The 11,827-nt window shown below is 52.3% G+C and carries 14 protein-coding genes; 4 read left to right on the top strand and 10 right to left on the bottom strand.

Annotation, left to right across the window (positions count from 1 at the left end):
- Positions 1 to 98: 98 nt before the first annotated feature.
- Both FYJ24_RS00280 and FYJ24_RS00275 read left to right on the top strand, forming a co-directional pair.
- Positions 99 to 389: a type II toxin-antitoxin system Phd/YefM family antitoxin gene (locus FYJ24_RS00280; protein WP_206192393.1), complete on the top strand. Its 291-nt coding sequence runs from the start codon at positions 99 to 101 to the stop codon at positions 387 to 389.
- Entirely contained in the window at positions 386 to 643 is a 258-nt protein-coding gene (locus FYJ24_RS00275; RefSeq protein ID WP_318656396.1) for a Txe/YoeB family addiction module toxin, read from the top strand. The genes FYJ24_RS00280 and FYJ24_RS00275 overlap by 4 nt, the downstream gene beginning before the upstream one ends.
- Before the next feature lie 130 nt (positions 644 to 773).
- Here FYJ24_RS00275 and FYJ24_RS00270 read toward each other — a convergent pair whose 3' ends face one another.
- The 6 genes from FYJ24_RS00270 to FYJ24_RS00245 all read right to left on the bottom strand — a co-directional run bounded on the left by FYJ24_RS00270 (position 774) and on the right by FYJ24_RS00245 (position 5,784).
- A complete protein-coding gene (locus tag FYJ24_RS00270) occupies positions 774 to 1,919 on the bottom strand; it encodes an N-acetylglucosamine-6-phosphate deacetylase (RefSeq protein ID WP_318656395.1) in 1,146 nt (381 codons plus the stop codon).
- Between the two features lie 14 nt (positions 1,920 to 1,933).
- Positions 1,934 to 3,313 (bottom strand): MFS transporter, encoded by a 1,380-nt coding sequence (locus FYJ24_RS00265; protein WP_154542521.1) that lies wholly within the window; start codon positions 3,311 to 3,313, stop codon positions 1,934 to 1,936.
- A gap of 105 nt (positions 3,314 to 3,418) precedes the next feature.
- Complete coding sequence (gene ispD, locus FYJ24_RS00260; RefSeq protein WP_225871882.1) at positions 3,419 to 4,150, bottom strand: 2-C-methyl-D-erythritol 4-phosphate cytidylyltransferase; 732 nt, start codon at positions 4,148 to 4,150, stop codon at positions 3,419 to 3,421.
- A gap of 2 nt (positions 4,151 to 4,152) precedes the next feature.
- Positions 4,153 to 4,662 (bottom strand): CarD family transcriptional regulator, encoded by a 510-nt coding sequence (locus FYJ24_RS00255; RefSeq protein WP_154542519.1) that lies wholly within the window; start codon positions 4,660 to 4,662, stop codon positions 4,153 to 4,155.
- A gap of 14 nt (positions 4,663 to 4,676) precedes the next feature.
- Entirely contained in the window at positions 4,677 to 5,414 is a 738-nt protein-coding gene (locus tag FYJ24_RS00250) for a phosphoglyceromutase (protein ID WP_154542518.1), read from the bottom strand.
- A gap of 46 nt (positions 5,415 to 5,460) precedes the next feature.
- A complete protein-coding gene (locus FYJ24_RS00245) occupies positions 5,461 to 5,784 on the bottom strand; it encodes a histone-like nucleoid-structuring protein Lsr2 (protein WP_154542517.1) in 324 nt (107 codons plus the stop codon).
- 246 nt (positions 5,785 to 6,030) lie between these two features.
- On the opposite strand from FYJ24_RS00245, the gene FYJ24_RS00240 reads away from it, so the two are divergent.
- A complete protein-coding gene (locus FYJ24_RS00240) occupies positions 6,031 to 7,269 on the top strand; it encodes a CE1758 family FMN-dependent luciferase-like monooxygenase (RefSeq protein WP_154542516.1) in 1,239 nt (412 codons plus the stop codon).
- A 4-nt stretch (positions 7,270 to 7,273) separates the two neighbouring features.
- On the opposite strand, the gene FYJ24_RS13265 is transcribed toward FYJ24_RS00240, so the two are convergent.
- Positions 7,274 to 8,296 carry a YdcF family protein gene (locus tag FYJ24_RS13265; protein WP_206192392.1) on the bottom strand — a complete coding sequence of 341 codons (1,023 nt, stop codon included), beginning with the start codon at positions 8,294 to 8,296 and terminating at the stop codon, positions 7,274 to 7,276.
- 29 nt (positions 8,297 to 8,325) lie between these two features.
- Between FYJ24_RS13265 and hemH the strand changes: the two genes are divergently transcribed.
- Positions 8,326 to 9,318: a ferrochelatase gene (gene hemH, locus FYJ24_RS00230; protein WP_154542514.1), complete on the top strand. Its 993-nt coding sequence runs from the start codon at positions 8,326 to 8,328 to the stop codon at positions 9,316 to 9,318.
- Here hemH and FYJ24_RS00225 read toward each other — a convergent pair.
- The 3 genes from FYJ24_RS00225 to FYJ24_RS00215 form a co-directional block, all read right to left on the bottom strand.
- Positions 9,315 to 9,995 carry an NAD(P)H-binding protein gene (locus tag FYJ24_RS00225; protein WP_154542513.1) on the bottom strand — a complete coding sequence of 227 codons (681 nt, stop codon included), beginning with the start codon at positions 9,993 to 9,995 and terminating at the stop codon, positions 9,315 to 9,317. The two genes, hemH and FYJ24_RS00225, sit on opposite strands and share 4 nt — an antisense overlap.
- A 69-nt stretch (positions 9,996 to 10,064) precedes the next feature.
- Positions 10,065 to 10,973, bottom strand: a complete 909-nt coding sequence (locus tag FYJ24_RS00220) for an aldo/keto reductase (protein ID WP_154542512.1) — start codon at positions 10,971 to 10,973, stop codon at positions 10,065 to 10,067.
- Positions 10,974 to 10,992: 19 nt separating this feature from the next.
- On the bottom strand, positions 10,993 to 11,790 hold the full coding sequence (locus FYJ24_RS00215) for a N(G),N(G)-dimethylarginine dimethylaminohydrolase (RefSeq protein ID WP_154542511.1): 798 nt from the start codon (positions 11,788 to 11,790) through the stop codon (positions 10,993 to 10,995).
- Between the last annotated feature and the right edge of the window lie 37 nt (positions 11,791 to 11,827).

The raw sequence follows: 11,827 nt of genomic DNA, 5'->3' as shown, positions 1-11,827 counted from the left end.
GGAAGGGGTGGCGAAAGAGACAAACACTCCTGGATAAAATCGATATGGGACTTTCCTACCATCTGTACTGCATGTACAATATCTAGTACAAGCGTTGGATGGAGTTAGCAATGGTTACCGCAGTCTCGTACAGCAACTTCCGTAAGAGCCTCAAAGCACATATGCGCCAAGTGAACGAAGACGCAGATATGTTACTTGTCACCAACACTGACCCCGCCGACAATGTGGTAGTCATGAGCGCCGCAGACTACGAATCACTGATGGAGACAATTAGGATCTATCAAAATCCCTACCTACACAGTAAAGTCCTGCGAGGCCTCGATCTGGCACAGCAAGGAAACGCAGCCGCACGCGACCTCATCGACGCAGACGGACACAGTGAACAGTGAAACTATTGTGGACCGAAGACGCATGGGATGACTATCTCTATTGGCAGGGGCAGGATAGAAAAACCCTTCGACGCATCAACAAACTTATTGCCGATACCATGCATCATCCCATGGAAGGCATCGGTAAACCTGAGCCTCTAAAGTGGGGACTGCAGGGAGCATGGTCAAGAAGAATCGACACTACAAACCGGTTGATATATACAGTAATTGATGACGCAGTCTATGTTCTTTCGGTAAAAGACCACTACTCGTAGCGAAAAGAGCATTTATTGAGAGCCCTCTGATAGCGTGTCTCATTCTCCACCGTCAGGTGCGTGTTATGTGCGCGTTATCGACGGCAATAACAGGCACATAACCAGCACCTGACGGAAAATAGCGCAACGGCTAAACCCGAGTACCACCACGCACTACGTCGAGTGGACGCAAATTTGCGTCCACTCGGACCAGATCGGCTCTCAAGCCCTTCTCAATGCGACCACGATCATCCCAGCCGAACATGTTGGCCCCCTGTGTCGATGCCATCCACACAGCGTCAACTAATGGAATATGAGCCTTCTGCACTGCCACACGAACACAATCGATGAGGCGGGCGGTCCCACCGGCTATCGAGTCCCCCTCGGCTAATCGCGCTACGCCGTCACTCACACGAACCTTTTGCGGCCCCAGCGAATAGAGGCCGTCTCCCAAACCAGCCGCAGCCATTGAGTCGGTGACAAACACGCAGTTCTCACGTCCGACAGTTTCCACAACGGACCGAATGAGTAGCGGATCAACATGAACGCCGTCGCAAATCATTTCTACGACCAATGCACCGCGGGCAGCTGCCGACAAAAACTCTCCGATCGGCCCAGTGTCTCTGTGGTGGAGGGGCTTCATGCCATTAAACAAGTGTGTCACCGATGCTCGTCTATGCGCAGCTAGTACTTCTTGTCCCATTTCGATGGCTTTGCGCGCATCAAGAGCATTCGAATCCGTGTGGCCCCATGAGGGAATAGCTCCCGCCTCGACCAGAACATCCAAAGACTCTCTGTCGATGAATTCGGGAGCCAAAGTCATCGACTTTGCCCACCTGCCCGCGGCGTCCATAAGACTTTGCATGGCACGTGGATTGGGGGGGATGAGGTACCGTGGGTCTTGGGCGCCGCAGCGTGCCTCTGACAAGAACGGCCCTTCGAAGTGGATGCCGGCGATGATTCCTTCGCCAGCGGCTTGTGCGAGGAGACGGGCGCGCTCCTCAAGTACCGGAATAGGTGCCGTAACAGTCGATGCGAGCATGGTGGTAGTGCCTTGAGATAGATGTTCACCCGCAGCAATGCGAACCTGTTCTATAGTCTCCGCATCAGGAAAAGACTCACCTCCGCCGCCATGCGTGTGCACATCCACTAGACCCGGAAGAATGTAGCCACCCGTAGCACCTGGTGACTCTGGCGCAGTGGAAGCTGGACCAACATAGGTAATCTTGGTATCAAAAACAACTGACCAGTCCTCGTGCTCTCGGTCCGCTAGAACTACCGTTCCGTCCCAACGCACTTTCCCATCCCCAATCAGCCGGGGAATGCACCACCCGGCACAGTAGTGTCATCATCGAATGTATCTAGCCCGTCAACGCGCATGTCAGATGTTTTTACTGGAAGAAGCAAGAGGAATCCGACTAGAAGAACCAGAGCGATTCCTAGGATACCCCAGACCGTGGCCTGGACTCCTTTCCCGTAAATCGCCTCGCCCACCATGATTGCCACCGCATAAGACGCAGGAGCCATGAATGACACCGCTCTTCCAGTTGTCGCGTACAGGCCAAAGATTTCTCCTTCACGCCCCGGCGGGATCATTCGGGCCAGCATAGACCGTGAAGCTGATTGGGCTGGCCCCACAAAGACACAGAGCAACAAACCCAACGACCAAAAGATAATCTTGCCGTTGCCATAAAAAAAGAAAACACCTAAAGCTGCCGCAATCATTGTGAGAAGCGAAATCGAGATAATGCTCTTTGGCCCCATAACATCGTCAAGTTTTCCGACGATGATCGTGGAGACTCCCGCGACCACGTTGGCAGCAATTGCAAAGCGAATCACCTCTGAATTACTGAAACCAAAGACAGATGCCGCGATAACTCCACCGAAGGTAAATACGCCAGCCAGACCATCACGAAATACCGCAGATGCAAGGAGGAAAGTTACCACTGACCGAGAGTCGCGCCATAGCCCCGCAATCGACCTGAATACTCTGCGGTAGGTCTCTAAGACAGGAGCTGATTTCCCGTCTTTATTCTTGCCGTAACCAGCGGGCGGATTGAGAAGTACTGGCAGTGAGAAGACACCGAACCAAAGAGCTGCTATGAGCATGGAAACACGTACGTCCAGGCCATTTTCACTGGTAACACCGAACAGGCCAACCTCAGGATTGATGAACCCGTAATAGAGGATTAGCAAGAGGACAATACCACCCAAGTATCCGGCACCCCAGCCAATTCCAGAAATAGTGCCGCGGTTTTTGGGCGATGAGACGTAATTGAGCATTCCGTTGTAGTTGACCGACGCAAACTCAAAGAATATATTCCCCAAGCCCAGGAGTGCGATACCGAGAAGTAACATCGTCGTGCCGCCCAGCGATGAATCTGGGGTGATAAAGAACATTCCTAAAAGACATAGGAAAACAAGGAACGAAAATATACCTACTGACCTAACGCCACGACCAGCATCGTCAGCCCGACGGCCCGATACTGGAGCCAGAATTGCAACGACGACTCCAGCCAGCGCCATTCCCCACGAAAGATGCGAATTGGCAGTAGTTGCGTCGGTGAAGAGACCGTCGCTTGTTAGATATACGGAAAATACGAAGGTTGTGGCGACAGCGTTAAAAGCAGCCGATCCCCAATCCCATGCAGCCCAAGCGGCTACTTTACTTTTCTGCACTGTGCTGGTCATTCCCCAGGCCTTTTCTTGAGACGAATACCAGCATTTAGCCTAGTTCAAAATCTGAAAGTTCGCGTACAGACGCCACAGTGTTCAAGTGTTGGATTCTTGCGACTATCAGCCTTCCATAACAGACACATAACCAGCAGTTGACGAGGAGAGAAAAGACTCAGCACGTTGCACATCATCGGCGGTCGTGATTTTAAAAGCTGATGGGTCACCCTCGCACACAAAAGTAGGCAGCCCCATCCACTCAACTAAAACTGCATCATCCGTGGCAGCAGACGCATCATCAGCAGCTTCATCAATGAAGCGCTCATGGGCCTCCATCAAGACACTTCCCAGGAAACCCTGGGGAGTTTGAACTGCTCTAAGGCGTGCACGCGGCAACGTGTTAAGAACAGGAGCAGGCGATCCATCCCCGATTTCCTTGATCGTGTCCGATACGGGAAGGCCTGGAACAACGGCCGGGCATTCATCATTCACAGCCTGCGCTACTCGGCGAATCAATCCAGGAGACGCGAAGGGCCTAGCTGCATCGTGAACAAGCACTATTCCCGATTCTTTGAGAGCAGTCAACCCCGCATAAACGGACTGTTGTCTGGTGACACCGCCAGGAACTACAATCACCTCACCAGCAAAGACCTTGCTTTTTTCTAGAACTTCTGAGAACTGTTCCAGAGCCTCATTTGGTGCGGTCACGCAGACCCTCGAAACACAACCGGACTGGGCTAATCCGTAGAGAGCCCACTCAACAAGAGTGCGACCCCCGATGGGTAGCAGAGCCTTAGCAATGTCGGCGCCGAGGCGTGTTCCCGCCCCGGCCGCCGTCACAATGGCAACAGCCAAGGTCAGTCCTGCGCCTCCACTGCGGCGATGCCGTCAGCGAGAGCCTGATCTAGCTCTTCAGTCGCTTCGTCCTCATCCACATCACGAGCCAATTTGAGTTCTGACACGAGGATCTGGCGTGCTTTCGTAAGCATGCGCTTTTCCCCCGCAGAAAGTCCTTTATCTGCATCGCGGCGTGAGAGATCCCGAACAACCTCAGATACCCTGACGATATTTCCAGTCGCGATCTTCTCCTGGTTGGCTTTAAAACGGCGCGACCAGTTTGAGGGCTCCTCAACATCTACTGCCCGGAGCACATCGAGAACATGTTCTACCCCGGCGTCGTCAACAACCTCGCGGACCCCAACCAAATCCACGTTCTTTGAGGGGACTTCAATTTCAAGGTCACTTTGGGCAACGTGGAGAACAAGATACTCCACTTTTTCCCCACCGAGTTCACGCTGCTTGATCTCTACGATTTCAGCAGCTCCATGGTGGGGATATACAACAGTCTCACCGACTTTAAAAGCCATTAGTCTCCTAGTCTTTACTTGCCCTGGTTAGCAACGGCATCAATTTTTGCCTGCGCTTCAGGATCAAGGTAACGCCCACCCTTTGTAATAGGCTTAAGGGTTTCTTCGTCAAGTTCATACACCAGTGGGATACCGGTCGGGATATTGACGCCGGCGATATCATCATCCGAAATACCATCGAGATGCTTGACAATAGCCCGAAGTGAATTGCCATGAGCCGCAATCATGACTGTCTTGCCAGTTTGGAGAGCAGGAACAATCGTTCCTTCCCAGTACGGCATGAGCCGTTCTAGAACGTCTTTTAAACATTCGGTCTTAGGAACCGGGTCGCCAGCATATCGGGGGTCACCATCTTGGCTGAACTCTGATCCAGCTTCGATAGGTGGTGGCGGCACGTCGTACGAGCGACGCCATTGCATGAACTGCTCTTCACCGTACTTTTCGCGAGTGGCCTTCTTATCGAGCCCCTGCAACGCGCCATAGTGACGCTCATTGAGACGCCAGCTCCGTTCAACCGGAATCCAATGACGATCCGCTTCATTAAGTGCAAGATTCGCTGTGGTGATCGCGCGACGCAATAGGGAGGTGAAAAGAAGGTCTGGAAGAACGTTTTCCTCTTTTAATAGAACGCCCCCAGCAGCGGCTTCTTTCTCTCCTCTTTCTGAAAGAGGAACGTCTACCCAACCGGTGAATAGGTTCTTGGCATTCCATTGACTCTCGCCATGGCGGAGCAAAACAAGCGTATATGTCATAGGGTTAATCCTCTCATTTTTTGCCCACTTTTGGGACGAGCAACCATCAGTTGGACTGGCCACTCTCACGGTAGTAACGATCACGTAGCGCAGCAGAAATTCTGCCACGCGAACTCATGGGAATACCCTGTTCTTGCGCCCATGCGCGAATCACAGCTGCATCACCTGCGACGCCGGAGACTCCTCCGCGACCACGCCTCGCCACTTTACGAGCATGTGAAATCCAGCGTTCCATATCTTTATGAAACTCAGCTAAATGCTCATCACTCAGATCAATCTCATACTGCTGCTTTCCTACTGAAAAATGTAGCGTTTCCGCAGCCGGAGTCTTGTCAATATCATCAATAAGAACATAACGTGCTTGCCGCATATCTGTTTACTCCCCTAATTCTATAATCCAACACAACCAGCTTAGAGCTAATGCTCGTAAAACACGAGAATATGCGCTTTATATACTTCTACCAACTCCACGAGGCCTATTTCGACACATTTGCACAAATGCGCAGGGGCACAATACTCTCATTATGCGTCCAAGTTCACATTTACCCCTTGACATCTCGAGGAAAGCGCGGGTAGATAGAGACAAGAAATTAATTTGCGCCTGAAGGGAACGATCTTGCAGTTTGGAGTATTCTCCGTCTCTGACATCACTGTTAATCCACTTTCTGGCGTGCAGATTTCTGAGGCGCAACGAATGAAGGATATTATTCGTATCGCACGACATGCTGAACAGGCCGGGCTCGATATATTTGGACTAGGTGAACACCACAACCCTCCGTTTGTGTCTTCTTCGCCTGCAACCACGCTGGCATATATTGGGGCGAAAACCTCACGGATCCTTCTCACGACTACATCTGCTCTGATTACAACAAACGACCCCGTAAGAATTGCTGAGGAATACACAACCCTCCAGCTTTTAGTAGGTGGGCGAGTGGACTTAATGATTGGTCGGGGCAATACCGAACAGGTATACCCCTGGTTTGGAAAGAATATTGAGCACAGTATCTCTCTGGCCGTGGAAAACTATGCGCTATTACGTCAACTTTGGGACACGGAAAATGTCAATTGGGAAGGACATCATCGGGCTCCCCTCGCAAACTTCACAGCAGTTCCGCGGCCACTGAATAACCAGCCACCTTTTATTTGGCACGGAGCTGTACAATCACCACAAATTGCCGAGCAAGCCGCCTTTTATGGAGACGGCTTCTTTCACAGTCACCTTTTCCAAGCAGCTGACCACACCCGAGATATCATTCAACTTTTCCGTGAACGATTTTCTCATTATGGACATGGCACTCCTGCCGAAGCAATAGTCGGATTAGGAGGGCAAGTTTATGTCGGTACCAGTTCGCAAGCCGCACTCGAAGAATTTCGTCCCTTTTTTGACAACGCAGCAGTATACCGATCAGCCCAATCACTGGAACAATGCATTCACGACACACCTTTAGCTGTCGGCTCTGTATCGCAGGTCATTGACAAAATACTCGGCTACAGGGAATACGTCGGCAACTACCAGAGACAGATGTTTCTCATTGATCATGCAGGGCTCCCTGTCGATATGGTGCTACGACAAATTGATTATTTGGGGGAAGATATCGTACCTGTCCTGCGCCGCGAATTAGAAGGCCAGCGTCCACCAGATTCTCCTGCCGATCCCCCACAACACATCGCTGTTGAAGCCACCAATGCATTTCTATCTCGAATTGAGCCCTTTTCTCTTCCGTCGAATATCAAGCCCTCAGTTCACGTAGCGCTTCCGCAGGACTTTGTCACTGGAACATCGATCTATCCGCAAGTCCCCCTGAGTGAAGGACTTGATGACTTACAAAAGACTCTTCGCAAGAGGAATCTATAGAGTTTCAGACTTTTGCAAGTACCACCCACAAAGCCACCATAAGCGGTATACACGCAGCTAACAGGACGATGATGTTCAGCCAGAGGTTTTCTCGAACAACGGCAACAACCTCTCGCAAAATTGCAGATGACCAAAAATAGCGACGCGTTTTCGCTCCAATTGCTTGCCCTGGCATACCTTTCTGACGCATGTACATTGCGGCCCGAAATGCGTGGAAGTCACTGGTGACCGCCACCCACCTACCTGGCCGCTCTTTCAAGGCAGCATAACTGTAAGCTATGTTCTGACTTGTCGTACGTGAGCTATTCTCCTCGGCGATTGAATCCGATGGGACGCCTTGGGAATGTGCGTACGTTGCCATTGCAAATGCTTCTGACGTTGTCTCATCAGGCCCCTGGCCACCGCTGAAAACCAAGAGCGCTCCGGGCTTTTTCTGGTAACGGTCTATCCCCAGGTCCACTCGCGCACGAAGTAGCGGTGTGAGTTCACCCCCTATGAGTCCTGCTCCCAACACCACGATGGTCGAGTAACTGCGGAAAAACCGCTTCACAATAAAACCGTATAGTCCCGAGTAAATCACGTAAGACACCACGACAAAAGCCAAATAGGTGAGGGGAAACACCAATAGTGTTAAAAGCATGAGGAGCCTTTGCTGCTCAGTAATAACCGTGACGGCAATCGCGACGGGATAGGCAAGGACTGCGACGCCCAGTGCAAGGCTTAGCGAATGAGAAAGACTCATTCCCTCACGTCGCACGAGCATCACTCCGGAAACAACTAAGAAAATACCGAGCACCACCACCAGCAATGCACCCAAAGCTATGAATCCCAGTAAAAAGTAGGTAGCAACCTGGTCTTTTACGCTACCTGCAGCCAACGCGAAAAGCGATATTGCGAAGGTCGCAAGTGTCGCACCTAAGAAGACCGCACAGCGCATTCGCCTAGGGTCTCGTATCACCATGACTGCAGTCACCGGTGCCACACATATGGTGGGGAAAAACAACCAGAAATACTCTTGTAGACTCACACACTCATGGTACCGGCGGGTATGCTTCAATGGTGCGAACATTAGGACCCTGTGTACTGCTAGTCAATCTCGGGACTCCCGATGCCCCCACCGCAAAGGCGGTGCGGCCTTATCTGAGAGAGTTCCTGTCTGATCGCCGAGTAGTGGAGATGCATCCCGCTGTGTGGCGTCCCATTCTTGAAGGAATTCTGCGGGTGCGTCCCGCCGATTCAGCAAAAAAGTACCGTTCCGTATGGGGGCCGACAGGATCTCCCCTGCTGCATTTTACTGCCGAGCAGGCCAGAAGAGTTGGTGCAGCTCTTTCGGGGCAGAGCGAAGTACGTTATGCCATGCGCTACGGATCTCGCTCAATTCCCGAAGCCCTCGATCAAATCATGGCGGAAGGGTATCGCCAGTTGCTAGTTGTCCCCCTGTACCCACAGTATTCGGCGACAACCTCTGCCACTGTTGCCGACGAAGTGTATCGCTGGGGTCTGGAAGCAAGAAACCAATTTGACTTGCGTATTCTGCGCGCATTTGCGAAAGATCCGGGATATATCGCTGCCGTTGTTGCAGCTATCGAAGCAACGTGGGCAGAAAAGGGACGCCCTGATTTTGCCGCAGGCGACAAACTCATTTTGAGTTTTCACGGTATTCCTCAGGCAATGGCCGATGCAGGAGACCCGTATCCGCAAGAAGCACGACTGACCTCCGCTTTGATACAGCAGCAGCTGGGACTGGCTGATGGTCACATGCTCCACACATACCAGTCCACATTTGGTCCAGCCGCTTGGCTAAAGCCTGCCACCATTGACACAGTCAAGGCCTTGGGAGTGCGTGGAACTCGTCGAGTCGACGTTGTCTGTCCTGGTTTCGTTTCCGATTGTCTAGAGACCCTCGAGGAAATTAATATCCTCAACCGAGAGACTTTTATTGAAGCAGGCGGAAAAGAGTTCCACTACATCCCCTGGGGGAATGACCGTGATGTCTGGGTAGAAGCTCTCACTCGCATTGTCCGGGACAACCTAGCAGGCTGGCTCTAAAGGTTCGCTAGCGCCTCTTCAATAGGGGTTGAACCCGTCACCGCGTCGAATGTGAGACGGGATAGATGGCTGTTATGAACGCAGTACGCGAGAATAGCGGCCACATCGGCCCGCGGAATTGACAGAGAATCGACTGCCAGCTCAGGTAGGCGTCGGGCAGCACGAATACTTCCCGTACCTGGATCATCGGTGAGAATTCCTGGCCTGGCAATCACCCAGTCGAGCGCCGTTTCACGCAGTGCCCGATCTGCGTCCCGTTTGGCGCGCACGTATTCTTTCCACACATGGTCGCTCTCAGGGTCAATCGGATGCTCCGCATTGAGGGTAGAAATCTGGATAAAACGAGGAACCCCCGCATCGAGAGCAGCCCTCTGAGACAACACAGATCCACCGTAGTCTACGGTTCGTTTACGGAGCGCTCCTGACCCATAACCTGCGCCCGCAGCAAAGACGACGGTATCGGCGCCTTTGAAAAATGGGGCCAAATCTCTCGCATCCATCGTCTCAATATCGAACACTAAGGGAGTAGCGCCAAGAGCTGCCACCGAGTCGACCTGAGTTTGGTTACGGATCAGCGACGTCACCTGATCCCCGCGTGCAACCAAATCTTTGGTGAGTAGCTGGGCGACCTTTCCGTGTCCACCTACAATGACGACGTTGTGCCAGACAGCGTCCATGATCCCTCCCTCACATTTCACCTATCACGACGGCATGTATAGAAAGATTATTCTACTCTTCCTGGGAGCTCACAGGCCCCGCGACACCTCGTCAAGACGAGTGTTCTCCTCTGGAGAAAGAACAATCGTGACTCCCTCCAATAACGGTGGCAGCTGACTGGGGACTCGTGCGGATGCTATGGGGGCCGTAACGGTGTCCTGTGCCAGCAGCCATGCAATAGCAATGGCAGCTGGCTCTACATTGTGCGAATGAGCGATTTCTATCAATGCGTCAACGGACTTGGCGACACCATTTCCCTGATACGCGCCAACCATTCCGGCACGCTCGCCTTCGAGGCCCTTTCCTTGATACTTGCCTGTGAGGAGTCCTGCAGCGAGAGAAAAATACGGCATAACTGCGAGGTCATATTCTTTGGCTAGAGGCAACAGTTTTTCCTCAAAATCCTGGCGGCAAACCAGGTTGTAGTGCGGTTGCAGAGCAACCGGTTTTGCCTTAGCTGGTGCTATTTCCATCCACTGGCGGATCCGCTCAGGACTGTGGTTCGACAATCCGACATAGCGAATTTTTCCTTCATCGACCAACTCAGTAAAGGCGGCAACTGATTCTTCCACCGGTACTTCGAGGTCCTCCGCATGCGCATAGTAGAGATCAATATAATCAGTGCCCAGCCTCCGCAGAGAGTCTTCTGCCGCACCTTTGATTGTCCCAGCAGATAGCCCGGTCCGGCCGGGAGCTTTTCCGACCTTCGTGGCAATCACAATATTTGAACGATCCGCACCTTTTGCTAGCCACTGCCCGATAATCAGCTCAGATTCTCCCCCGGAATTGCCTGATGCCCACGCTGAATATGAATCAGCAGAATCAATAAAATTCCCTCCCGCTTCAACATACTCATCAAGCACTGCAAAGGACTCGTTAGGAGTAGAAGTCCACCCAAAGGTATTGGTTCCCAAACATAGGGGATAAACATCAAGCATGATTCTCCTTGCCTTCTTCCTATACTCGATCCCGCAAACGCATCGACAGTGACGTGATGCAGCCATCAAGTTTCTCAAATTCAGATATGTCAACCGCAGTAACTTTAAACCCTAAATTCTGCAGCAGGGCGGCTGTCCCCGATGCCGAAGCCGAGACCACAACTTCATCGGGAGAAAGTGCAACCACCGACGCGCCAGCAGGCTCTGGGGCAGGCAAAAAACGATCGAATACCCGCGTATCCAAGAGGAGGTCAGGATTTCCGATCGTCGCACCGTCAGGCAAAAGCGTCGCAGCTTTTCTCAGGTATGGGGCACCCCGTAGTGGAACCGCAACGACGCGTAAGTCCAAAGCAGTGAAGAGCCGCCGCACGGCTGCCACACCCTGCGCATTGGTTTCCTGTCCCCGTCCCACGTGTACGGTTCCCATCAAATACTGTACGTCTCCCCCGCCAATGTAGGCTTTTGGTGGGGGATTGGCGATGGCATAACCTAGGGCTTCGAGTTGCTCCCGAACGATTGCGCTATCGGTTTCGTTGTGGCGTACGGCTCCTCGAGTCATGAGAGCTACAGTTCGGTAGGTGACCGCACTGTCTTCAACAAAACACGAGGTGACAACCGATGGCGTGCCCGGTAGTTCGACGATGTCCCAACCGGCCTTAGCAAATACCTCAACGTAGGATTCCCACTGGCGCAGAGCTCTGGCTGGGTCATATTCAACTTCGGGGAGGTCAACATCGGCTCCGAGGAGACGCGGATATTCCTCTGGAGCGGCCCCCATGGTGGGGTCGGGACGACGTGTCAATAGACGCTTTTTCACAACTTCTCAACCTAACTAATCTTTACCTGCACCATTA

This window comes from Scrofimicrobium canadense (genome assembly GCF_009696615.1).
GTDB classification, from domain to species: Bacteria; Actinomycetota; Actinomycetes; order Actinomycetales; family Actinomycetaceae; genus Scrofimicrobium; species Scrofimicrobium canadense.
The sequence above is the reverse complement of the archived record's forward strand: the minus strand, read 5'-3'. Positions and strand labels throughout refer to the sequence as shown.